This is a genomic window from Klebsiella sp. OBRC7, from assembly GCF_000293135.1.
In the GTDB taxonomy this organism is placed as follows: Bacteria; Pseudomonadota; Gammaproteobacteria; order Enterobacterales; family Enterobacteriaceae; genus Klebsiella; species Klebsiella michiganensis.
The window spans coordinates 15,706-39,477 of sequence record NZ_ALNJ01000086.1; the positions used below are offsets into that span (position 1 = coordinate 15,706).

General features: G+C 53.4%; 21 protein-coding genes and 2 pseudogenes. 11 read left to right on the plus strand and 12 right to left on the minus strand.

The window, feature by feature from the left end; all coding sequences use genetic code 11:
- The first annotated feature begins 59 nt into the window (after nt 1–59).
- The 3 genes and pseudogenes from priC to HMPREF1144_RS31735 all read left to right on the plus strand — a co-directional run bounded on the left by priC (nt 60) and on the right by HMPREF1144_RS31735 (nt 1,333).
- Nucleotides 60–587, plus strand: a complete 528-nt coding sequence (gene priC, locus HMPREF1144_RS17780; RefSeq protein WP_004848351.1) for a primosomal replication protein N'' — start codon at nt 60–62, stop codon at nt 585–587.
- Nucleotides 588–601: 14 nt separating this feature from the next.
- Nucleotides 602–775 (plus strand): pleiotropic regulatory protein RsmS, encoded by a 174-nt coding sequence (gene rsmS, locus HMPREF1144_RS31730; protein ID WP_009653570.1) that lies wholly within the window; start codon nt 602–604, stop codon nt 773–775.
- A 66-nt stretch (nt 776–841) separates the two neighbouring features.
- A pseudogene (locus HMPREF1144_RS31735) lies at nt 842–1,333 on the plus strand (Rpn family recombination-promoting nuclease/putative transposase).
- Between the two features lie 36 nt (nt 1,334–1,369).
- On the opposite strand, the gene mscK reads toward HMPREF1144_RS31735, so the two are convergent.
- Together mscK and acrR are read right to left on the minus strand one after the other, a co-directional pair.
- Nucleotides 1,370–4,711: a mechanosensitive channel MscK gene (mscK, locus tag HMPREF1144_RS17790; RefSeq protein ID WP_009653587.1), complete on the minus strand. Its 3,342-nt coding sequence runs from the start codon at nt 4,709–4,711 to the stop codon at nt 1,370–1,372.
- Nucleotides 4,712–4,841: 130 nt separating this feature from the next.
- Nucleotides 4,842–5,492 (minus strand): multidrug efflux transporter transcriptional repressor AcrR, encoded by a 651-nt coding sequence (acrR, locus tag HMPREF1144_RS17795; protein ID WP_004848342.1) that lies wholly within the window; start codon nt 5,490–5,492, stop codon nt 4,842–4,844.
- 142 nt (nt 5,493–5,634) lie between these two features.
- On the opposite strand from acrR, the gene acrA reads away from it, so the two are divergent.
- The 5 genes from acrA to maa all read left to right on the plus strand — a co-directional run bounded on the left by acrA (nt 5,635) and on the right by maa (nt 11,823).
- Nucleotides 5,635–6,828: a multidrug efflux RND transporter periplasmic adaptor subunit AcrA gene (acrA, locus tag HMPREF1144_RS17800; RefSeq protein WP_004136054.1), complete on the plus strand. Its 1,194-nt coding sequence runs from the start codon at nt 5,635–5,637 to the stop codon at nt 6,826–6,828.
- A gap of 22 nt (nt 6,829–6,850) precedes the next feature.
- Complete coding sequence (acrB, locus tag HMPREF1144_RS17805) at nt 6,851–9,997, plus strand: multidrug efflux RND transporter permease subunit AcrB (protein WP_004848339.1); 3,147 nt, start codon at nt 6,851–6,853, stop codon at nt 9,995–9,997.
- Between the two features lie 478 nt (nt 9,998–10,475).
- Entirely contained in the window at nt 10,476–10,850 is a 375-nt protein-coding gene (tomB, locus tag HMPREF1144_RS17810; protein ID WP_009653563.1) for an Hha toxicity modulator TomB, read from the plus strand.
- Nucleotides 10,851–10,876: 26 nt separating this feature from the next.
- Nucleotides 10,877–11,095, plus strand: coding sequence for an HHA domain-containing protein (locus HMPREF1144_RS17815; RefSeq protein WP_004848333.1), 219 nt, complete (start codon nt 10,877–10,879; stop codon nt 11,093–11,095).
- Nucleotides 11,096–11,256: 161 nt separating this feature from the next.
- Complete coding sequence (gene maa / locus HMPREF1144_RS17820; RefSeq protein WP_004848331.1) at nt 11,257–11,823, plus strand: maltose O-acetyltransferase; 567 nt, start codon at nt 11,257–11,259, stop codon at nt 11,821–11,823.
- On the opposite strand, the gene HMPREF1144_RS33705 is transcribed toward maa, so the two are convergent.
- On the minus strand, nt 11,795–11,929 hold the full coding sequence (locus HMPREF1144_RS33705) for a hypothetical protein (RefSeq protein WP_223226670.1): 135 nt from the start codon (nt 11,927–11,929) through the stop codon (nt 11,795–11,797). The genes maa and HMPREF1144_RS33705 overlap by 29 nt on opposite strands.
- A gap of 20 nt (nt 11,930–11,949) precedes the next feature.
- On the opposite strand from HMPREF1144_RS33705, the gene HMPREF1144_RS17825 reads away from it, so the two are divergent.
- Nucleotides 11,950–12,420, plus strand: a complete 471-nt coding sequence (locus HMPREF1144_RS17825) for a YlaC family protein (RefSeq protein WP_004848329.1) — start codon at nt 11,950–11,952, stop codon at nt 12,418–12,420.
- On the opposite strand, the pseudogene HMPREF1144_RS17830 reads toward HMPREF1144_RS17825, so the two are convergent.
- Nucleotides 12,395–13,848, minus strand: a pseudogene (locus HMPREF1144_RS17830) (PLP-dependent aminotransferase family protein). The gene HMPREF1144_RS17825 and the pseudogene HMPREF1144_RS17830 overlap by 26 nt on opposite strands.
- A gap of 101 nt (nt 13,849–13,949) precedes the next feature.
- Here HMPREF1144_RS17830 and HMPREF1144_RS17835 point away from each other — a divergent pair.
- Entirely contained in the window at nt 13,950–14,648 is a 699-nt protein-coding gene (locus tag HMPREF1144_RS17835; protein WP_009653606.1) for a GNAT family N-acetyltransferase, read from the plus strand.
- Here the strand turns inward: HMPREF1144_RS17835 and ykgO are convergent.
- The 3 genes from ykgO to HMPREF1144_RS17850 form a co-directional block, all read right to left on the minus strand.
- Nucleotides 14,645–14,785: a type B 50S ribosomal protein L36 gene (ykgO, locus tag HMPREF1144_RS17840; protein WP_003859006.1), complete on the minus strand. Its 141-nt coding sequence runs from the start codon at nt 14,783–14,785 to the stop codon at nt 14,645–14,647. The genes HMPREF1144_RS17835 and ykgO overlap by 4 nt on opposite strands.
- Complete coding sequence (locus HMPREF1144_RS17845) at nt 14,785–15,048, minus strand: type B 50S ribosomal protein L31 (RefSeq protein ID WP_004848323.1); 264 nt, start codon at nt 15,046–15,048, stop codon at nt 14,785–14,787. Before HMPREF1144_RS17845 ends, ykgO begins: the two co-directional genes overlap by 1 nt.
- A gap of 112 nt (nt 15,049–15,160) precedes the next feature.
- Nucleotides 15,161–16,234, minus strand: coding sequence for a LacI family DNA-binding transcriptional regulator (locus tag HMPREF1144_RS17850; RefSeq protein ID WP_009653595.1), 1,074 nt, complete (start codon nt 16,232–16,234; stop codon nt 15,161–15,163).
- A 269-nt stretch (nt 16,235–16,503) separates the two neighbouring features.
- On the opposite strand from HMPREF1144_RS17850, the gene HMPREF1144_RS17855 reads away from it, so the two are divergent.
- A complete protein-coding gene (locus tag HMPREF1144_RS17855; protein ID WP_009653556.1) occupies nt 16,504–17,775 on the plus strand; it encodes a maltoporin in 1,272 nt (423 codons plus the stop codon).
- A gap of 121 nt (nt 17,776–17,896) precedes the next feature.
- Here the strand turns inward: HMPREF1144_RS17855 and HMPREF1144_RS17860 are convergent, their stop codons facing one another.
- The 5 genes from HMPREF1144_RS17860 to HMPREF1144_RS17880 all read right to left on the minus strand — a co-directional run bounded on the left by HMPREF1144_RS17860 (nt 17,897) and on the right by HMPREF1144_RS17880 (nt 23,742).
- Nucleotides 17,897–18,211 carry a glucose PTS transporter subunit EIIB gene (locus HMPREF1144_RS17860; protein WP_004848318.1) on the minus strand — a complete coding sequence of 105 codons (315 nt, stop codon included), beginning with the start codon at nt 18,209–18,211 and terminating at the stop codon, nt 17,897–17,899.
- A 65-nt stretch (nt 18,212–18,276) separates the two neighbouring features.
- Nucleotides 18,277–20,334, minus strand: coding sequence for a beta-galactosidase (locus HMPREF1144_RS17865; protein WP_004848316.1), 2,058 nt, complete (start codon nt 20,332–20,334; stop codon nt 18,277–18,279).
- A gap of 31 nt (nt 20,335–20,365) precedes the next feature.
- A complete protein-coding gene (locus HMPREF1144_RS17870) occupies nt 20,366–21,568 on the minus strand; it encodes an arabinogalactan endo-beta-1,4-galactanase (RefSeq protein WP_009653601.1) in 1,203 nt (400 codons plus the stop codon).
- A gap of 4 nt (nt 21,569–21,572) precedes the next feature.
- Nucleotides 21,573–22,424 carry a sugar ABC transporter permease gene (locus HMPREF1144_RS17875; RefSeq protein WP_004848313.1) on the minus strand — a complete coding sequence of 284 codons (852 nt, stop codon included), beginning with the start codon at nt 22,422–22,424 and terminating at the stop codon, nt 21,573–21,575.
- 10 nt (nt 22,425–22,434) lie between these two features.
- Nucleotides 22,435–23,742 carry a carbohydrate ABC transporter permease gene (locus tag HMPREF1144_RS17880; RefSeq protein ID WP_004848312.1) on the minus strand — a complete coding sequence of 436 codons (1,308 nt, stop codon included), beginning with the start codon at nt 23,740–23,742 and terminating at the stop codon, nt 22,435–22,437.
- Nucleotides 23,743–23,772: the final 30 nt, after the last annotated feature.

Sequence of the window (23,772 nt, forward strand, 5' to 3'; positions counted from 1 at the left end):
GTTATCACGAAGATAACGCTAATGTAGCACAGTTGCTTATCAGGGGATGGAGGAGTTATTTGAAAACCGCCCGGCTTTTACATTCACTGGAAAACCAGCTTGCGGAGCTGGCCGCTCAGGTGGCGCCCATGGCCAATCACGCGACCCTCAGCCCGCGCTTCGATCGTCAGTTGTTCCGTACCCGCAGCACGCAGATGCAGGCTTATCTCAATGAGGCCAGAGACGGCTTTACGGCGTTAAAACAGGCGGCCGAACGCCAGCAGCTTGCACAAGTCGCCTGGCTGGCAGAACGTCTCGTTGCCCAAATCGCCGCGATTAACCGGGAAACGGCGACCTGGTCATTACGCGCCTGGGATAGCGCGTCGCCAACGCTTAGCCGCTGGCAGCGCAGACGTCTACAGCATCAGGAGTATGAACGGCGCCTGCTGGCTATGCGCAACGACCGACAGAGACGGCTGGCGCAAGCCATAAGCCTTGATGACCAGCAGCGGCTGGCAAAGGAAGTTGAAGCCTATACCGGGCGCCTGGCCCGCTGTCGCGACGCGCTGGAAAAAATTGAAAACAGACTGGCCCGCTTAACGCGCTAATGGGAGGAAGAAGTATGTCGCTGGAAAATGCCCCTGACGAGGTCAAGCTGGCCGTCGATTTAATTATGCTGCTTGAGGAGAATAAAGTTCCTGCGCGAACCGTGCTAGCTGCGCTGGAAATTATCCGTCGAGACTATGAAAACAAAGTAAAAAGTGCGGAAGAGGCCTCGCATAACGCACAGGAGTAGTCTGTTGGCGGATCGTTGGGGGTGGCAGAGTTGTACCCTGCCCCTTACCACAACGGATAGATGCTCATGGAAAGATTCTCACGTACGCCGCACGATGCTATTTTCGTCAAATGCTGGCCCAGAAAGAGGTCGCTCGCGATTTTTTACAGCTTTATCTTCCCGCACAGTTTTTAAGTATCTGCGATCTCAATACGCTGCCGCTGGTGGTCCCGATTCTGTTTTATCACGGCACCGTCAGCCCCTGGCCACATACGCTCAACTGGCTCCAGCTTTACCTTAATCCGCTATATGCTGCAGGCGGGATCCACGGAAAAGCCCGGGCCACTCATTCGCGAACTGGCGAAGCAGTCGCCCGGGTACAAGGAGCTAATGATGACGATTGCCGAATGGCTGGAAGAGAAAGGTTGTAAAAAAAGTAGAAAAGAAGGAAGGCTCGAGGGGCGTAAAGAAATCTCCCGCAGCATTGACCTGAAAATGCTCGCCAGCGGGCTGGAACCAAAGATGGTGATCGAGCTGACCGGTCTGAGCCAGGAAGAACTCTCCTCGCTCAGCCATTAATACCTGCGGGGCGGAATCCCCGCCGCCCCATTATGCTTAGCCCATCGTCGGCGAGGCATCGCCGCCTTTATCCCGCTTCACCTCTGTCACTTCATCGCCTTTCTCATTGCGCAGATGAACCTCAAGCTGGTTAAAGGCGATATCAATATTGTTCTCGCGGCACAAACGATCGATAGCGCGGTTAAGCTCATCCACCGCATAGCTGCGATCGCGAAGTTCACGCACGTACAGGCGCAGTTCATGATCGAGCGTGCTGGCGCCGAAGGTGGTAAAGAAGACCGAGGGCGCGGGCTCTTGCATCACTTTCGGATGCTCATGCGCGGCCTGGAGCAGCACTTCTTTAACCTTATCCAGGTCGGAACCATAGGCCACGCCAAGGCGGATGACCACTCGGGTGACGGTGTCGGAGAGCGACCAGTTGATCAAGCGTTCCGTCACGAAGGCTTTGTTCGGGATAATGACCTCTTTACGGTCAAAATCGGTAATGGTCGTGGCGCGAATGCGGATTTTGCTGACGGTACCGGAGAAGGTACCAATGGTCACCGTATCGCCAATACGCACCGGACGCTCAAAGAGAATAATCAAACCGGAAACAAAGTTACCGAAGATCTCCTGTAAGCCAAACCCTAAACCAACCGACAGGGCGGCCGCCAGCCACTGAAGTTTGTCCCACGAAACGCCCAACGAGCCAAATACCGTCATCGCGCCAATAACAATAATGGCGTAATTAAGGATAGTCGTAATCGCATACGACGCCCCCTGGCGCATATTGAGTCTCGATAGCACCAGCACTTCCAGCAGGCCCGGCAGGTTGCGAATTAACGCCCAGGCGACCATCGACGCGACAATCGCGAACAGCAGGCTGCCCATAGTGACGCTTTTCACGGCGCTGACGCCAGCTTCCGTACCGTTGTAATGCCACAGCGTAATACTGTCGAGATAGGCGAAGACGGTGATCAGATCGGACCAAATCGCCCAGAACAGCACGGCAAACAGCGCAATCATCACCAGCATCGTAATACGCAGCGTTTGCTGGTTAACCTGCTCGAGGGCAATCGTCGGTTCTTCCTGGGGTTCGGCCCCTTCCGCGCCCTCTTTAACCAGATGCTGACGACGCGCCAGCGCACGGCGCCAGGCAATACGCCGGGCGGCCACGCTCAGGCCGCGCAGAACGGTCTGGTACAGCAGGTTCCACAGCATCACCAGGTAAACGGTTTCAATCCAGCGGCCGGCCAGACGCAGCGTGGTGTAGAAGTAGCCGGTTGCCGTCAGCACCATCAGGGCGATGGGCACTATCGATAGCACGGTGACGGTGATAAGGCGCAGGCTGTGGGATTCTTTATCGCGCCAGCTTTCGCGGCACATCGGCAGGACAAGCACCGCGATCAGCAGCAGGTTGAGGAAAATCACGAACTGCCCGAGCACGTCATCCATCAGGTGCAGCGGCGACAGTTCCGACATCACCGACCAGAAATTGAGCGGCAGTAGCGCAAGGCTGACGCGGACAATCTGCCGCCGCCAGTGGCTGGTCAACTGCGACGGCATATTAAAGTGGCGCACCGCCACGCCGTCTTTCTCCAGAACCTTCCAGCACAGGCCAAACACCAGCCAGAACAGTGCCAGCTTCTTACTATAAGCCCATAGCAAATCGCTGATATTCAGCTGCATGGTCAGCAGAATCAGGCCAATGGCCAGAATAACCAGCACTACAGGCAGCGCGCGGATCAGATCGATAAGAATCGCTTTCGGCGTGTGAAGCTGAGTGTCATTGCGCAGTTGCCCCACCTGTGAAGCCAGCTTCGCCTGATACGCTTTCAGCCAGTTAAGGCGCCAGCGAATCAGACCGGCAATCAGCAGCAACGGCAGGCCGGCAAGGAAAGCGATAAATACCGCAGGCCAGGCTTTTTCCCAGTTTACGGTGATTTTCATCGCCTTAAACTGCCCTTTCAGCGCTTCCGGGAAGGCTTTAACCCACTCCCAGTCCATCGGACGGTTACTGTTTACCCAAAAAATCTGCTGCGTCAGAATGGCTTTCAGGTTGGTCGACACGCTCATTAACTGCTGCTGATTGATCTGCAGGTTAATGGCCATCATCAGCTGGTTACCCAGCTGTTTGTTGAACTGATCGAGCAGCTCCCGGCGCATATCAACGATTTCGAGAAGCGCGCTATGCACTTCGGCATTGACATCACTGCCGTGCCCTTCCTCCAGCTTCGCGACGTACGCATCGCTCTGGAACAACGCATCGCGCTGCTGGTTAACCTCAAACTGTTCGAGGCGCAGGTCGGCGATGCGGTTCGTCATATCACTCAGCTCCTCCGCAGAGGGCAGCGTTTGCTGTTGCTGATAAAGGATACGCGACAGCAGCAGGCTGCCTTTCAGCACGGAAATCTGCTCTTTTATGTCACGCTCGGATTGCAAAGCGCGATCGAGCCAGGTCTTCACTTTGATGTTGCGCTGAACCAGCTGATTACCATTTTCCGTCGCCGAAATCAGTCTTTGGCTAAGCTGGTGGTTAATCTCCAGCTCCTGCTTCACCAGCGGGTTTGCCTGAATACGCGCCGTTTCGTCCGGAGAAACCGCTTCCTGAGCCGTCTTTTCCGTCAGCGTCAGGCGCTTGCTATTTACCGCCTCCTGCAATAACTGAAGCTGGTGTTCAAGACGGTTGCTGTAGGCGGTGATGTAATCACGCTGCTTTTGCAGTGTATCCTGCAGGACCGTGTTACCTTCCAGGCTTTTGCGCTGCTGGTCTATCTGCGCATTCAGCAGAGCCTGCTGCGCCAGCAGCAAACTTTGCTGGGTAGGACGCAGCGCCTCCTCCCCCGTCGAGGTGCCATTCAGGCGGTTACGGATCTGCTGCAGCTGCTGCGAAGCGGAGTACATCGCGTTCTGCACGCGTTCCGGCTGGGTTTGTAGGGAGACTAACTGGCTGTTATAGGTTGCCAGATCGTTCTGCGCGTTTTGCAAATCGTCCAGCGTCTGAGAGACGCGCGATTCCAGCTGACGCAGCGATAACGTGCTCAACGTTTTACGCGTCGCCTCATCATCGGGAACATCGCTTAGCGCGTTGAGGCTATCGATAGCCTGATTCATTTTCGCTGGCGCCTGGGCCACCTGCTGACGCAACTGCGTCGTTTCCGACTTAATGCGTTCGATTTTATCGAGGGTTTCCAGGGTCTGGGTCAGGTCCTGCTGAACCAGCTTGTCCTGCGGGGTCAGTTCTTTTTGCTTATTCAGCGTCGTGAGCTGGCTTTGCACCTCGGAACGTTCAGGTAAATCAGCCGCCAGCGCCGTGTTAACGCTAACACAGCCGATGAAAAACATCAGGGTAAGAACAAAAGCGGATATGGCGTTTCGCCAACGAATAGTATGCAGCATAGTGTTAACATGAGTGATTGCAAAAGCCGGAGAATACCGGGGATCGTCGCAGCGCGAAGGATAGCACTTCTGTTATCGCGCGAATAGCGGCGGACAGCAGGAAAAATCCCCCTTTTGTCCGCGAGGGTACTTAAGCTTCCGCGCCTTCAGAACTGCGCAGGGAGGGGCACAATTGATACATTTCAAGCAGCGTTTCAACATATGCCCGCGCTTCATGCTGCAGATCGAAGGCGTTGGGCGCCAGCAGCCAGTTCTCCATCAGGCCAGAAAGATAGCTGCGCATTAAAATCGCCGCCCGCCGGGTGAGTAAATTTGCGGGCAGCATCTTCGCCGCAATGCACTCTTTTAATGTCTGCTCGATACGATCGTAGCTCTCAAGGCATAAACTTCGCTGCGCTTCTTGCAGCGTGACCATCTCTCCGACGAACTCGCATTTATGGAAAATGATTTCCATCATCAAGCGCCTGCGTTTTTCTGTCACCGTTGCTTCAAGGATATACACTAAGATCTCTCTGACAACTGACAGTGGATCGTTGGGGAATTTTGCCCGATACTCAACTTCGAGATCGTTGATGTTGGCTTCTGAAAGTACCCATATTTCATTAAATAAATCTGATTTATTTTTGAAATGCCAATAGATAGCGCCCCTCGTCACACCGGCCTCTTTTGCAATTGCGGCCAGCGAGGTGGATGATACGCCTTGCTGCGAAAACAGACGTAGAGCAACATCCAGAATATGTTGCCGGGTTTCAAGCGCCTGTTGTTTGGTTTTTCGTGCCATAGGTCGATGAGTTTACAGAGGTTACGTTTACATACATTTGTGAATGTATGTACCATAGCATGACCATAATAGAAACACAGCAGTGGGTTTGTGGTCGATTGAGCCACTGAACAATTTGAAATTGGACACTCGAGGTTTACATATGAACAAAAACAGAGGGTTAACGCCTCTGGCGGTCGTTCTGATGCTCTCAGGCAGCTTAGCGCTAACAGGATGTGACGACAAACCGGCTCAGCAAGGAGCCCAACAAATGCCGGAAGTCGGTATTGTGACGCTCAAATCCGCTCCTCTACAAATTACTACCGAACTGCCAGGCCGTACCAGCGCCTATCGCGTTGCGGAAGTTCGTCCTCAGGTCAGTGGCATTATTCTTAAACGTAACTTCACCGAAGGGAGCGATATCCAGGCAGGGGTATCTCTTTATCAAATCGATCCGGCGACCTATCAGGCCACTTATGAAAGCGCGAAAGGCGATTTAGCCAAAGCGCAGGCCGCAGCAAATATGGATCAGCTGACGGTTAAGCGTTATCAGAAACTGTTAGGCACTAAGTACATCAGTCAACAGGATTACGATACTGCCGTCGCGACCGCGCAACAGAGCAACGCCGCCGTGGTTGCCGCCAAAGCAGCGGTTGAAACCGCGCGCATTAATCTGGCCTACACCAAAGTCACCTCGCCAATCTCCGGCCGCATTGGTAAATCCGCGGTCACGGAAGGTGCTCTGGTGCAAAACGGCCAAACCACCGCCCTGGCGACCGTGCAACAGCTGGATCCTATCTATGTTGATGTGACGCAATCGAGCAACGATTTTCTGCGTCTGAAACAAGAGCTGGCCAACGGCAAGCTGCAGCAGGAAAACGGTAAAGCGAAGGTTGAGCTGGTGACAAACGACGGTCTGAAATACCCGCAGAACGGTACGCTGGAGTTTTCTGACGTCACCGTTGATCAGACCACCGGTTCTATCACGCTGCGCGCCATTTTCCCGAACCCGGATCACACTCTGCTGCCGGGGATGTTCGTCCGCGCGCGTCTGGAAGAAGGCGTAAACCCGGATGCGCTGCTGGTTCCTCAGCAGGGCGTAACCCGCACCCCGCGCGGCGATGCCAGCGCGATGGTCGTCGGCGAAGGTGATAAAGTCGAAGTTCGCCAGATTACCGCCACTCAGGCTATTGGTGATAAATGGCTGGTCACCGAAGGGCTGAAAACGGGCGATCGCGTCATCATCACCGGTCTGCAAAAAGTCAGACCTGGCGTGCAGGTTAAAGCGCAGGAAGTCGTTTCTGACGATAAACAGCAAGCCGCAGGCAACGCTCAGTCAGAACAACCCAAGTCTTAACTTAAACAGGAGCCGTTAAGACATGCCTAATTTCTTTATCGATCGCCCCATATTTGCGTGGGTGATCGCCATTATCATCATGCTGGCTGGGGGGTTATCGATCCTCAAGTTGCCGATAGCGCAATACCCGACGATTGCGCCGCCGGCAATTTCCATTACAGCCATGTACCCCGGTGCCGATGCTGAAACCGTGCAGAACACCGTGACCCAGGTTATCGAACAGAACATGAACGGTATCGATCACCTGATGTACATGTCTTCAAATGGCGACTCCACCGGTACAGCAACTATCACCCTCACCTTTGAATCCGGTACCGATCCGGATATCGCCCAGGTACAGGTACAGAACAAGCTGGCGCTGGCAACACCGCTGCTGCCGCAAGAGGTTCAGCAGCAGGGTATTAGCGTTGAAAAGGCATCCAGCAGCTTCCTGATGGTTGTTGGCGTTATCAATACCAACGGCACCATGAATCAGGATGACATTTCTGACTATGTTGCCGCCAACATGAAGGATGCGATTAGCCGTACAAGCGGCGTCGGTGACGTGCAGCTGTTCGGTTCCCAGTACGCGATGCGTATCTGGATGGATCCGAACAAGCTTAATAACTTCCAGCTTACGCCGGTTGACGTGATCAGCGCCCTGAAAGCGCAGAACGCCCAGGTTGCAGCAGGACAGTTAGGCGGTACTCCACCTGTGAAAGGTCAGCAGCTGAACGCCTCCATCGTGGCGCAGACCCGTCTGACCAATACTGAAGAGTTCGGCAACATTCTGCTGAAGGTTAACCAGGATGGTTCCCAGGTGCGTCTGCGCGATGTTGCGAAGATTGAGCTGGGTGGTGAGAACTATGACGTTATCGCGAAGTTTAACGGTCAGCCCGCGTCCGGTCTGGGTATTAAGCTCGCGACCGGCGCGAATGCGCTGGATACCGCCAACGCCATTCGTGCCGAACTGAAGAAAATGGAACCTTTCTTCCCGTCAGGCCTGAAGATTGTTTACCCGTATGACACCACTCCCTTCGTGCAGATCTCCATTCACGAAGTGGTGAAAACGCTGGTTGAAGCCATCATTCTGGTGTTCCTGGTGATGTACCTGTTCCTGCAGAACTTCCGCGCAACGCTGATTCCGACTATCGCCGTGCCGGTTGTACTGCTGGGGACGTTCGCTATCCTCGCGCTGTTCGGCTTCTCGATAAACACCCTCACCATGTTTGGTATGGTGCTCGCCATAGGCCTGCTCGTGGATGACGCCATCGTGGTGGTAGAAAACGTCGAGCGTGTAATGGCCGAAGAAGGGCTGCCGCCGAAAGAGGCCACGCGTAAATCAATGGGCCAGATTCAGGGCGCGCTGGTGGGTATCGCGATGGTGCTTTCCGCGGTATTTATCCCGATGGCCTTCTTCGGCGGTTCTACCGGTGCGATTTACCGTCAGTTCTCGATCACTATCGTTTCCGCGATGGCGCTGTCGGTACTGGTGGCACTGATTCTGACCCCGGCGCTCTGCGCCACGATGCTGAAACCCATCCAGAAAGGCAGCCATGGCGCCACCACCGGCTTCTTCGGTTGGTTTAACCGCATGTTCGATAAGAGCACGCATCACTACACCGATAGCGTAGGCAATATCCTGCGCAGTACCGGTCGTTATCTGGTGCTGTACCTGATCATCGTTGTCGGCATGGCCTGGCTGTTCGTTCGTCTGCCAAGTTCGTTCCTGCCGGACGAAGACCAGGGCGTCTTCCTGAGCATGGCGCAGCTGCCTGCTGGCGCAACTCAGGAGCGTACCCAGAAAGTTCTGGATGAGATGACCGACTATTATCTCACCAAAGAGAAAAACAACGTTGAATCGGTATTCGCCGTAAACGGCTTTGGTTTCGCGGGTCGTGGGCAGAACACCGGTATCGCGTTCGTTTCTTTGAAAGACTGGAGCCAGCGTCCGGGCGAAGAAAACAAAGTTGAGGCGATTACCGGTCGCGCAATGGGGTATTTCTCGCAGATTAAAGACGCAATGGTCTTCGCCTTTAACCTGCCGGCAATTGTTGAACTGGGTACCGCAACGGGCTTTGACTTCCAGCTTATCGACCAGGCGGGACTGGGACATGAAAAACTGACCCAGGCACGTAACCAGCTCTTTGGTATGGTCGCGCAGCATCCTGACGTCTTAAGCGGCGTGCGTCCAAACGGACTGGAAGATACTCCGCAGTTCAAAGTGGACATCGATCAGGAAAAAGCGCAGGCTCTCGGCGTGTCTATCAGCGACATTAACACGACGCTTGGCGCGGCATGGGGTGGTAGCTACGTCAACGACTTCATTGACCGCGGTCGCGTGAAGAAAGTGTATATCATGTCTGAAGCGAAATACCGTATGCTGCCGGAAGATATCGGCAACTGGTACGTACGCGGCAGCGATGGACAGATGGTGCCCTTCTCCGCCTTCTCGACTTCACGCTGGGAATACGGCTCGCCGCGTCTGGAGCGTTACAACGGTCTGCCATCGATGGAAATCCTCGGCCAGGCGACACCGGGTAAGAGTACCGGTGAAGCGATGAACCTGATGGAAGAGCTGGCGGGTAAACTGCCTGCGGGTATTGGTTATGACTGGACCGGTATGTCTTATCAGGAACGGTTGTCAGGCAACCAGGCACCAGCGCTGTATGCTATCTCGCTGATTGTCGTCTTCCTGTGCCTGGCGGCGCTGTATGAAAGCTGGTCGATTCCGTTCTCGGTCATGCTGGTTGTTCCGCTGGGGGTTGTGGGTGCGCTGCTGGCGGCCACCTTCCGTGGATTAACCAACGACGTCTACTTCCAGGTTGGTCTGCTGACCACCATCGGCCTGTCGGCGAAGAACGCGATACTTATCGTTGAATTCGCCAAGGACCTGATGGATAAAGAGGGCAAAGGCCTGATCGAAGCCACGCTGGAAGCCGTTCGTATGCGTCTGCGTCCGATTCTGATGACCTCGCTGGCGTTCATCCTTGGGGTCATGCCGCTGGTTATCAGCTCCGGCGCAGGCTCCGGTGCGCAGAACGCCGTCGGTACTGGCGTAATGGGCGGGATGGTGACCGCGACGGTGCTGGCGATTTTCTTCGTGCCGGTGTTCTTCGTGGTGGTTCGCCGCCGCTTTAGTAAGAAAAATGAGGATATTGAGCACAGCCATCCGGTTGAGCATCATTAATCTCTCCTCTCAGGGCCGCATTTGCGGCCCTTTTCTTTTGTTCCACGTTAAAACGCACGGATTGTTATTGTCTAATTTATAAGCTGAGATATAATATTTAATGATGAGTCGCGGTGCTTATCTCCATTTTTTCCACAATTTTCTTTCCCGTGCCCCCAACTCAGAATATTCTTAATCACTGATTTTATGTATGGTTGTCTCTCTATAACGGCTAAACGCGTCGGCTAACCTGATGAAATATAAGGTCAGCATTCGTTTTTTCCGATCGGGGTAACGGCACGATATAATAAAGTCCGAGGCATTGAGGATAAAAGGACGCTGATAATTGTAATTTTTCGTAATAGCACGATGAAATCTTTTTAAGAGTGGATTATAGTTAAACAGCAAGATTACAATGTATGTGTCAGGTCTGTTAGTCGTGTTCATCCCACAACGGTGTCGATAATCGTCGTTTAAACCACTCAAAAGGGGATGCGTTATGGACGAATACTCGCCAAAAAGGCATGATATTGCGCAGCTTAAATTTCTCTGCGAAACCCTGTATCATGACTGTCTTGCAAACCTGGAAGAGAGCAACCACGGCTGGGTTAATGACCCGACCTCGGCTGTCAATCTTCAGCTTAATGAATTGATCGAGCACATTGCCGCGTTCGCACTTAATTATAAAATTAAGTATGCAGAGGATAATAAGCTGATTACCCAGATTGACGAATATCTGGATGACACTTTCGTCTTGTTCAGCAACTACGGCATTAACAGCGCAGATCTGCAGAAATGGCGTAAATCGGGCAATCGGTTATTCCGCTGTTTTGTCAACGCCAGTCGGGAAAACCCGGTCAGTCTTTCTTGTTAGTATTATTACAATCAAAAGGTGAATTTATGTCTGATAAAACATTAACCAAAGTAGACTATTTGATGCGCTTACGACGCTGTCAGACAATTGATACGCTGGAGCGCGTAATTGAAAAAAATAAATATGAACTTTCTGATAATGAACTGGCGGTATTTTACTCAGCGGCTGACCATCGTCTTGCTGAGCTGACGATGAATAAACTGTATGACAAGATCCCCCCTTCAGTCTGGAAATTTATCCGCTAGTTTATTTCAAATGAAAGTTATACATCTCGTGCCAAAAACGCCCCTCTCTTGTGATGATAATAAGTGTGACAGCGCTCACAGATGTTGGCTCAATGTGAATATGAAACCGGTTTCTTTTTTATACTATGGCGGCCTAACGATAAGGAAATAAGGAAGCCTCCATGAGTGAAGAGAAACAAAAAATGATTGCCGGCGAACTGTATCTGGCAGGTGACGCCACGTTGAAAGCCGATCGTCTGCGGGCCAGACAGCTGCTGCACCGCTACAATCATTCAGCGCCTGAAGAACGTGAATTAAGAAACGCATTACTTTCTGAACTGCTTGGGCGCGCCAGTGACGCGTATATCGAACCCACATTTCGCTGTGACTATGGCTACAATATCCTCCTCGGCAAAAATTTCTACGCTAACTTTGATTGCGTCATGCTTGACGTCTGTCCAATTCATATTGGCGATAACTGCATGCTGGCGCCGGGCGTGCATATTTATACCGCTACGCATCCCCTTGACCCTGTCGACCGCAATAGTGGTCAAGAGTACGGAAAACCCGTCACCATTGGCCACAATGTGTGGATTGGCGGCCGGGCAGTGATTAATCCAGGCGTCACTATCGGCGACAATGCCGTGGTGGCGTCGGGGGCCGTCGTAGTAAAAAATGTGCCAGCTAACGCCGTCGTCGGCGGAAACCCGGCGCGGATAATCAAAATGCTGGAGAGCGAAAAACGGTAACTGTTATGCTTTTATGCAACCAATCTGTTACTTTCCCCATAGATTTACGCAACATAAAATAGCCTTCAGGCTGAGCCCGGTTTGTCACGCCTGGATACGGGCTCATGGCAGAATTTGGGGAATAAGATGACAGAAATACAGCTGCTGCTGAAGAGCACCATTGATGAGCTTAATGTGAAAGAGAAGCGTGACAACCGTCCGCGTTTTAGCATTAGCTTTATTCGCAACCATCCATGGCTTTTTGTCGCCATGTACGCGGCTTTCCTGGCCACGCTTATTGTAATGCTCCGTTCCGAAACGCTGGTAGATTCTGTCTGGCTGTTAATTGTGTTATTTGTTCTGCTAAACGGTTTCTTCTTCTTCGACGTCTACCCACGCTATCGTTATGAAGATATTGACGTTCTTGATTTCCGCGTGTGCTACAACGGTGAATGGTATAACACCCGATTTGTCCCTGACCAGCTGCTTGAACGCATCCTGCAATCGCCACGCGTTGGCGGCGAACAAAAGGCCCAGCTACAAAAAATGATCGCCACCAAAGGCGAACTCTCCTTTTACGATGTGTTTTCCCTTACCCGCGTCGGTCCAGCACAATAAGGCGGTTCAGCGTCCGTACCGCAGCCATAAAATGTGAGGCTGACGTATTACCGTAGCCCAGAACAAAGCCGCTTCGCGCCGTTTTTACATCCAGGTAAAAACGGCTTAATGCCCCGGGTGCAAGCTGAAACCGCCGGGCCTGCTGCACAATCGCCTGGTCATCTACGTTGTCGATAGCGACGGTCAGGTGCAGGCCCCCCTCTCCGCCAAACAGTTTATAAGGATGCCTGAGCTCTTGAGCCAGAATCTCCCGCAGCTGCTGCTGACGTTTGCGGTATAAACGGCGCATGGCGGCTAAATGACGTGCGTAGTGCCCCTCCTCAATGAACAACGCCAGCGCCCTCTGTTCGGCCCGATGGCCGCCGCGTAATAGCGAACCAACGGCGCCACGTGCGGCCTCCGCCAGCGCGGGAGGCATCACCATAAAGCCAATGCGCAGCGCCGGAAATAGCGTTTTGCTGAATGTCCCCAGATAAACCACCGGCGCCTGCCTGGCCATCCCCAGCATGGCCGGAATGGGCTCACCGCTGTAGCGAAACTCGCTGTCGTAATCATCTTCAATAATCCATGAATCATGCCGGCGGGCATACTCCAGTAGCGCCAGTCGCCTCCCGGCGCTCATCACTGCCCCGCAGGGGTATTGATGGGAAGGTGAAGTAAAGATCAATCGCGGCGCTTCACTATCATTATGACTATCAAAACGCATCCCTTCATGATCCACCGGCACGCCCTCTATATGAAGTCCGGATTTGAGAAAGATGCTTTTTGCTCCCGGATAGCCGGGTTCTTCTACCCATGCCGTATCGCCAGCGACGCTCAGCAAATGCGTGCATAAATCGACGCCTTCCAGCGCACCTTCCGTAATCACAATCTGGCTGGCTTCACAGCGGATCCCCCGCGAGAGCGCAAGGTGGCGGGCAATGGCTTTTCGCAGTACGAGCTCTCCCTGCGCATCGCCGTAGCCCAATAATGCGCTTCCCTCTTCACGCAGTACGCGATCCAGGAGCCGGCGCCAGATGGAAAGCGGAAAGTAGTTAACCGCAGGCATTCCCGGCGTAAAGAGCAGCGTGGGTGAATCACGATGGATTGCCGCCGGTAATCCCTGTAAGTATTCAGGGAGCACAATATGGCGCGCCTCAACGTCTCCCTCTCCCTGAGTTCCTAAAGGCGCGACGGACGTCCCCTGGCGGCTACGTAATAAATACCCCTCTATCGCCAGCTGCTCCAGCGCGCCGTTGATGGTGTTGCGCGACAGTCCCAAACGCTGGGCCATGGCGCGCGAGCCGGGTAAACGGCTATCACCTGCCAGCGCCCCTGCAAAATCGCCTCGCGTAGTGTCTGATAGAGTGTACGCTGTAGAGTTCCACCTCCCCTGCCGCGCAGGGCCTGCTCCAGTAAAGCAAAAAAAGCATCATCCGGAATATTCATCATCGCTCCTCGTGGCACCATAAAAACATACTCATGTGGTTCTTTTTATGGAACCAATAAGCGCCTAATCTTGCAGCATTCACCCGCCAAAGGAAAACCTCATGAGCCATCTTAATCAATTCGATCAACCCGTTGGCGCAGCCCTGCCCGACTGGCAGCCCCGTCCACATCCTGAAAGGTTGAATCTGCAAGGTCGCCTTTGCCGGCTTGAGCCATTGCGCTCCACGCACGCCGGTGCGCTGTTTGACGCCCATCGGCTGGCCCCGGACACCCGAAGCTGGACGTGGCTGCTGCGTGATCCGGATAACAGCGTAGAGGAATACCGCGCGTGGATAGAGCGCGTTTCCGGGCATGCCGATCCCATTCACTTTGCCGTGATAGATCAGCAAACTGACCAGCCCGTCGGCTCACTGGCGCTGATGAGAATCGATGCTAAAAATGGCGTTGTTGAAGTCGGCCACGTTCACTTCTCGCCTTTACTAAGCCGGACGGCGATGGCCACTGGGGCCCAATGGCTGCTGATGCATTATATTTTCGCAACGCTCGGCTATCGTCGCTACGAGTGGAAATGCAACAGTTTGAACGAGCCTTCACGCCGGGCGGCGCTGCGGCTGGGATTTCAGTATGAGGGGCGTTTTCGTCAGGCGCTGGTGATAAAGGGCCACAACCGAGATACCGACTGGTTTTCGATTATCGATTCCGAGTGGCCGCATATTGACAAGGCAATGCAGCAGTGGCTGGCCGCCGACAACTTTAGCGCCGACGGCCGGCAGTTACGAACGCTGGAGAGCTTCCGTTAACGTCTCTTCTTGCGCCCCTGGACGGCCTTAAAGCGAGGATTACTTTTGCAGATAACGTATAGCCGCCCTTTACGCTTGACGATCTGGCAATCCGGGTGGCGCTGTTTCGCGCTACGCAATGAGTTGAGCACCTGCATTATTTACTCCTTTTCGCATCAATAAAACCGCCGAAGCGCTGGCGGAAACGCGCGGTGCTGCCTTCATTGTTGAAGGCCTTCTGTTTACCGGTGTAATACGGATGCGATTTGGAGGAGACATCGAGCGTTACGTAGGGATACGTCTCACCTTCCAGCTCAATTTCACGCTCGGTACGGATCGTTGATCCGACTTTGAAGTATTCGTTGGCGCTGGTATCGTGAAAAACCACCGTGCGATAATGCGGATGAATATTGGGTTTCATAGCGACCTCAATCATTACGTTATAACATAACATTATGGTACGCCGGGTGAATACAAAGATCAACCCTGAGAATGGAAGGGGCTAAAGGGCGGCCCAGGCCGCCCGTTGCGGATTAAGGATTAAGCTGATGCGCCAGCGCTCTGAGCTGTTCGGCAATAGACTGCAGGTTTTTGCCCGGCTCCGTTTTCGGCCCGGTAGAGTGGCGCACGACCAGACGAGCCGGAAGGATAGAAGAAGTATGAGATGTCTCGCGATCGCCACTATCGAGAAGGCGCCGGACGGCCTCTTTTCCTTGTAAATCAAGATCCAGCGAAACGGTGGTGAGCGCCGGGTAAAAGAACGAACTCTCATAGGTGTCATCATAACCAATAACCGATTTTTCCCCCGGAATCGGCACCTGGTGCTGGTGAAACGCGCTCAGTACGCCCAGCGCCATCTGATCGTTACCCACCAGAACGGCGGTAAAGTTTGGCGTCTCCCGCAGCATTTGTAGCGCCCCGGCATAGCCGCTCTGCGCATCCCAGTTACCGCGAATCACCGTGACCGGCTGTAGGCCATATCCCTCAAGGGTCTCAATCCAGCTCTTCAGACGCAGTTTGGCCGATACCGAGCTTTCCGGGCCGGCTAGCAGCGCGATCTCCCGATGCCCCATTTCATAGAGATATTTGACGCTGGCCCGGGTGCCGTCAGCCGGGTTAAACGAAACGTTAAACACGGAGCTGTAGGGGTCAACATCTAAAAAAAGACAGACAATATCATCGTTATCAGCGGCAATTTTTTGAGCCAGTTCAGTCTCCAGCGGCACGTTGATGATGACCTTATCCACCAGTTGAGACTTCAGTTCATTAATGGAATCTTGAATACTTTGGTTGACGCTCTCATCGATCATAGAGATGAGTACCTGATAGCCTTCCACATTCGCATAGCGTTTTACCGCAGCAGCCACCTGAGAAGGCGCGTGCAATGCGAGGGAGATGGTGACCAGGCCCACGGTGCGGCTTTGCTTTCCTACAAGCTGCTGCGCCAGGCGGTTTGGGACATAGCGTAGCTCCTCGATGGATTTCTCCACCTTGCTGCGTGTGGCTTTGGATACATTAGCAGATTTGTTGAGTACCCTGGACACGGTCTGATAGGAGACGCCCGCATGGCGAGCAACGTCTTCTAAGGTCGCGCTTTTAGACTTCATAGTCCGGTTCCTTATGTTGTTATCCCTGGATTGTAACAGGGGCAATGTGAAAAAACGCTCATCGCCGCGTCCTACGAACCACAATCACCACAAAAAGTATTACGCTCACAATACAACAAATTGTGAATGGACTCACTAGTCGTAACAAAACCCGCCAATTTATTTGCAGTTAATCACACTATAGCGATCATTCAATTGCCTGAATTCGGGTTTAGGCATTTTATGACATCGGTTATGTGAACGTAATACAAAACAATAAGAGGATAGACATGAACACTACGCTGCGCACACTCTCCGCTGCGTTGGCCGCTGCGCTGATTTCACCATCCGTGTTTGCTGCTTCCGCCACGCTTCCGGGTATCGATTTTCATGGCTATATGCGCGCCGGGGTTGGGGTCTCCGGCGACGGTAGTCAGGCCGAATGGCAAAAAAACAAAATTGGCCGTCTGGGTAATGAGTCCGATACCTACGGCGAGCTGGAGCTGGGATCAGAGGTCTATAAGAAGAATGACGTGAGCTTCTATCTTGATAGCATGGTCAGCATGGTCTCTGACGGTTCTAACGATAACGAAACCACGCTCGATGATGATGCCCAATTCGGCCTGCGCCAGCTCAACCTGCAAATAAAAGGGCTGGTCCCCGGCGATCCGAACGCGGTCATTTGGGGCGGTAAACGCTACTACCAGCGCCACGATCTCCACATCATTGATACCAAATACTGGAACATTTCCGGATCCGGTGCCGGGATCGAAAATTATACGCTCGGCCCGGGGGCCGTTTCATTTGCCTGGATCCGCGGCGATGCCAATGACGTCGACTACCGCGTCGATGGCGATAGCAACGTCAACATTAACTACCTCGACCTGCGCTACGCAGGCTGGAAGCCGTGGGCCGGTTCGTGGACCGAATTTGGTATCGACTACGCGATGCCGAATACCACTAAAAAGCAGGACTCCTACGGTGGTCTGTACGATGCTGAAAACGGCGTCATGCTGACCGGTGAAATCAGCCAGGATATGCTGGGTGGTTACAACAAAACGGTGCTGCAGTACGCAAACAAAGGGCTGGCGCAGAACATGGTTTCCCAGGGCGGCGGCTGGTACGACATGTGGAACTACGTCAATGACGCCACCGGATACCGCGTGATTAATACCGGTTTAATTCCGATTACCGAAAAGTTCTCCTTTAACCACGTTCTCACCTGGGGCTCCGCGGACAACATCACCGATTACACGGATAAAACGCGCATGCTGTCGCTGGTGGCTCGCGGGCAGTATCAGTTCACCGAATACGTGCGCCTGATTGGCGAAGTGGGTGGCTTTTACCAAAAAGATAGCTACAAGAACAATACTGATTATAAGCAGGCCGGTGAGAAATATACCATCGCGCTGGGCCTGGCCGATGGCCCTGACTTTATGTCTCGCCCGGAACTGCGCATTTTCGCTTCGTATCTGAATGACTCTGAAAACGGTAAACCGTTCGAAGATAAAACAGCCAATAATACGTGGAACTTTGGTGTACAGGTCGAGGCCTGGTGGTAGTCGTCATTTAACTGTTTTATCTCCAGCTGTAAGGTCGTTAATTACCCTCCGGTAATCATTATTGCCATTGAATGCTTTGTTTTTTTCGGGATAACTCATTATTGCGTTATCCCGTTTTATTTTATTTACGGCTGGCAAAGTGTTCGTCAAGTAATTGACGCAAAGCATCCGACTGTTTACCGAAAATAGCATGTACCTGCTGCCCAAGGATAATAACGCCAAGCGCTCCCTGCTGCTGTAGCCTCTGAGAGTCAACAATCGACAGATTATTCACCGTGACGCGTAAGCGGGTGATACAGGCGTCAACGTTGACAATATTCGCCTCGCCGCCAAAAGCCTGAATTAAACGTTCAATCTGTTGTTGTTCCGCCGGGCTTAACGTTACCGCCGGACGAGACTGGGAGAAGTAATTCAGAAAGGATTTTAAACTCACCATAATAGACTCCTGATAAGCAGATAAAAAAACGCCTGCTCTTGTGAGCAGGCGTGGATAGAGAAAAATTACGCGTGACGACTGAGAATGCGGCAATCCCACGCTTTTAAGGTCAACGGCGCGTTCAGTGCCGTGCCGGTGAGACTGTCCTGATAGCCCTGCGGTAAGGTCACCTGCTGCTGCTGCGCGCTGTAGTTTTGCAGGAACACGTAGGTGGTCTCACCGTCCGTCCGTGCGGTCGCCACCACCCCCGGCGGGAAATCGGCCGCCACCGCACGCGGCAGCGACAGCTCTTTACTTATGGCGGTGAAGAAGTCCCGCTGGAAAGCCAGATCGTTGCGCGAAGCGACGTGCCAGGCCTTACCTTTACCCACGTGATTGACGGTAACCGCTGGTCTTCCCGCGTAAAAATCATCGCGGTAGGTCGCCAGAGGCTGCGCCGTTTCGGCATGGATCAGTTCACACAGATGGCGTACCTGATACGGTCCCTGCAGGCCCCCTTCATTGCCCGCCAGCCCCTGCACCAGATTGCGTTCGCCGTCGTTCAGGCAGTCAATCTCTTCCGCCCAAATGCCCAGCAGTTTACGCAGCGGGCCCGGGAAACCACCGAGATGGCAAAGGTCGGATTCGTTAACAATACCCGTCCAGTATGTTGTAACTAAATAGCCACCGTTAGCCACAAAGGCCTCGGCGCGTTCGGCAAAGCCGTCGCGAACCATATACAGCATTGGCGCAATGACCAGTTGGTAAGCGCTCAGGTCAACGTCGGCATCGATGATATCTACCGCAATTCCCTGTTCCCAGAACGGACGATAGTGCTCATTGACGGTATTTTCATACTCCATGCCGAGATTTCGCGGCCCCTGTGCATCATCCAGCGCCCAGCGGTTTTGCTGGTCGAAGATAATCGCCACTTTTGCATCCGTCCGGCAGCCCACGACGCCCGGCAGCTGGCTTAATATCTCGCCGAGCGCCGTCACTTCACGACCCACGCGCGTATCCAGATGACCGACATGATCGATAATCGCACCATGAAACTTCTCAACTGAACCGCGGCTCTTACGCCACTGGAAGTACTGCACCGAATCCGCGCCGTGCGCCACCGCCTGCAGAGAAGAGAGAATATGCATTCCCGGTTTCTTCAGCTTACTGGTCGGCTGCCAGTTGGTCGCACTCGGGGTGGATTCCATTAATACAAACGGTTTGCCGCCCTTCAGGCTGCGCATCATGTCATGATACATAGCGGTGTAGCAGGCCAGCGTGGTTTCATCTTTATCACGGTGCCACATGGGGTAGCTGTCCCATGAGATAAAGTCCAGCACCTGCGCCAGCTGCCAGTAGTCGTAATCGTAGAAATACTCCATAAAGTTGGTTGTTACCGGCAGCGCAGCATTCGCCGCTTTCAGCGGCGCAATTTCGTGGCGGCAGAAGTCCGTCACCTGAGCGGTATTGAAGCGATGCCAGTCCAGGTTCAGACCATGAATGGAGACTTCCCCCTGCGGGGCCGGAGATTCGATCTGCGACCAGTCGCTGTAGGTGTGGCTCCAGAAGGTGCTCCACCAGGCGTGATTGAGATTATCCAGCGTTTCATAGCGCGCTTTCAGCCAGTCGCGGAAACGCTCCTGGCACAGGCTACAGTGGCACTCTCCGCCGTATTCATTGGAGATATGCCAGCCCAACACCGCCGGATGCTGCGAGTAGCGCTCCGCCAGCAGGGAATTTATTTTCAGGGTTTTATCACGGTAGACCGGCGACGACATACAGTGGTTATGACGCCCACCGTGCAGCGCAGGCACCCGATCGCGACCGACGCGCAGGACCTGAGGATATTTCTGCGACATCCAGGCCGGGCGCGCGCCGCTTGGGGTCGCGAGAAAGACATGAATGCCGGCGGCATAGAGTTTATCCAGGATACTGTCCAGCCAGCCAAACTCAAATACGCCTTCCTGAGGTTCAAGTTTCGCCCAGCTAAATATCCCTACCGACATGACATTACATTTTGCCTGCTGCATCATGGCAATATCTTTATCGATAATATCGGGATAGTTCTCCCACTGCTCCGGGTTATAGTCGGCGCCATGCAATAGCGCATTGACCTTCGGACTCAAAGGCGCAAATTTTTTCATAATAAACATCCTGAAGTGTAAAGCTGAATAATTAATTGAATACCTTCATCGACGGCAATGCTTTTCCCTGGCAATCAAACAGCGCCTGATTTTCCCGGGCATTCCCCTCTTTCCATTCATCATGGATATATTTCATTCCGGCAGGCGTCGCCCAGGTATTTCCCGGTACGGCAATCCACGTCGGCTCCCAATAAAAAATACCTTTACCGCGGTGGTCCGGTACGTCCGCAACGGCCTGCATTAAGTCGTGAATATAATTATATTGCCCCTGTACGGTGGCAGGATAACCGCCATCCTTTTCCTCTTTCGCCTGGAAACTATTTTCGGCGTTGTCGCAGTTTTCCAGGGTATAGGCGTAAGCGGCTTCCACCACTATCACGTCTTTGTTATAGCGCTTGCTGATATCGTCCATATTGGCTTTCAGCGCGCTAATCGGACCGTTCCAGTAGGTGTACATCGACAGACCAATGATGTCGTAAGGCACGTTGCGCTTGCTGATTTCATCAAACCACCAGCGGAAGGTGTCGTTTTTCGTGCCTTCGGCCAGATGAAGCATAATTTTAATCTGCTCGCCGCCGGTGAGGTTTTCCTTCAGGCCGTCAATGGCGGCGTTAAGCAGCCCCGCCAGGCGATCGAACTCGCCGCCGCCCTGCCCCCAGCTTTTGCCCTCCGGCCACAGCATACCGCCGTTGATCTCGTTGCCGATCTGGACCATATCCGGCAGCACCCCCTCCTGCTTAAAGCGGGCAATCGTGTCGCGGGTGTAGTCGTGGATCGCGGTTTTCAGCTGCGGATAATCCATTTTCTCCCAGGCCTTCGGCTTGAACTGCTTGCCCGGATCGGTCCAGAAATCGCTATAGTGAAAATCAAGCAGCAGCTTCATACCCTGCGCTTTTGCGCGCTTCGCCAGCGCCAGCGTCGCCGCCAGATCGTTATCGCCGCCGCCGTAACGCTGACCCTGGGCGTCTTTTGGATCCACCCACAGGCGCAGGCGAACATAGTTCACGCCGTCGGCCTTCAGAATCGCGATCGGATCCTGCGGCTGATTACTGTGGTTAAAGAACTTCGCGCCGTGCTTTTCCGCATCCAGCAGCGTGGAGATATCCGCGCCTTTAATAAAATCAGCGGGCATATTGCTAAACGCCTTCGTTTGCAGCGCATCTGCCGCCAGCGTACCGGCGGAAAAACAGCATGCCAGAGAAACAGCAAGCCACGCGGGTGTTAATCTTTTCATGGGGTTATCCTTTTGTACTGCCTGAGGTGAGGCCGGAAACAAAGTATTTTTGTAGCGCCAGATAGAGAATCGCCACCGGGACGGCAATCAGCACCGCGCCCGCCGCGTAGGTGGTGTAGCTGGCGCCCATTTTCTGCGCTACCAGGTTATACAGGCCAATCGGCAGCGTGTATTTATCCGGGGTACGCAAAATGGTGCTGGAGAGGATGAAATCCCCCAGCGGGCCGGTAAATGAAAACAGCGCCACCACCGCCAGAATCGGCTTCGACAGCGGCATAATGATTTCGATAAAGATGCGGAAGCTGCTGGCGCCATCCATCCGCGCGGATTCATCCAGATCTTTGGGGATCGCGTCCAGATACCCCTTCATGAGCCAGGTATTCATCGGGATCATGCCGCCAACGTAGATCAGCACCAGCGCCAGATGGCTATTGATCAGCCCCAGCAGCTGAGAGAGAACAAAGATCGCAATCAGCGCCGAGAACTGCGGGATCATCTGCAGCAGCAGAAACAGCATCAGCCCGTTCTGCCGCCCTTTGAAACGAAAGCGGGAGAACGCATAGGCCGTGAAGCTCACGCTGATTAAGGTCAACGCCATGGTCATGAAGCTGATTTTCATCGAGTTCCAGTACCAGGTGAGATAATTCACATTGCCGTTAAACAGATCCGCGTAATGCTGGAACGACAGGTTTTCAGGAATAATCGACGTACTCAGCAGACTGTTCCCGGCGTTCAGAGACGCCCCTACCGTCCAGACCAGCGGATATATAATGATCGTCGATACAAAGAGGACCACCAGCCAGGTGAGAGACAGGCGAATCCACTTTTCGCGTTTAATACTCGGTGATTTAGCCATGTTGCTTCCCTTACGCCATGTCGTCGTTTTTGAAGGATTTCGTGGCGCGGAACTGCCACAACGCCAGGCCGACGACAAAAATCGACAGCAGAATCGTGATGGTGGCCGCGATGGCGTATTGCGAAGACGACATTGTTAATTTGTAGATCCACGACACCAGAATATCCGTACCGCCGGCATTCGACCCGGCTACTGCCGGCCCGCCGTTATTGAACAGGTAGATGATATTGAAGTTGTTAAAGTTGAAGGTGTACTGAGTGATGATGATCGGCGCAATGGAGTAGAGCACCAGCGGCAGAGTAATGGTCCGCAGGCGGGTAAACGCGCTGGCGCCGTCCATGGTGGCCGCTTCATACAGATCGTCCGGGATCGCCTGCAGGACGCCGGTGGTCATGGCGAAAACAAACGGAAAGCCCAGCCAGGTTTGCATCATGATCAGCGCCGTTTTAGTCCAGAACGGGTCGGTCAGCCAGGCCTTCGGCGTGATGCCAAAGAAGGACAAAATGGCGTTGTTAATCACCCCGAATGAATCATTGAACATGCCGGCAAAAACCAGAATCGTCACGAAGCCCGGCACCGCCCACGGCAGAATGAAAATTGTGCGGATCATCGGCTTAAAGCGCAGATCTTTCTGGTTGACCAGAATCGCCAGCAGCACGCCGACGGTACATTGCAGGGTCGTCGCCAGTAGCGTCCACACCACCGTCCACTGCAGTACGTCAAAGAAGGTCGAGCGCCAGATGGATAATGTGAAGATATTGATGAAGTTTTTGAATCCCACCCAATCCACCAGCTTCGCCGGCGGCGTGTGATAAAGGTTGTAGTTAGTAAAGGCGATAGCAAAACCAAACAGGATCGGGAAGATGACCACAAACACCAGCAGTATGAAGCCGGGCGTGATCATCAGATACGGGAAACCCTCGCTGAGCAGCATCTGATACTGCTTGCGTACGCTATTCAGCGCCATGCCTTCATCGCGCTTTTTGCCGTTAACCCAGGCATCGCGCAGCGAGAGGAAATAGACCAACAAACCAAATGCGATAATCAGTACGCTGATTATCCCTTCCGCCAGCAGGAAAATAGAGTTATCCCGCGGGACTTCCTCGCCTAAGGTATATAACCCCCACAGGCCTTCGCTGAGAAAGTCATAGAAAATGCTCATAAAACTGCTCAGCAGCACCAGGAAGACAATCCCCTTCAGCCACTGGCGGTGATAAAACTGCCCAAAACCCGGCACGATAGCCAGCAACAGGCCGCACCACGCATGGCGTCCTGCGCCGCGCGCTTCGGCAATATTTTCGCTGGGATTGATAATCACACACGACTCCTTCTGAAAACGGGAGGACGG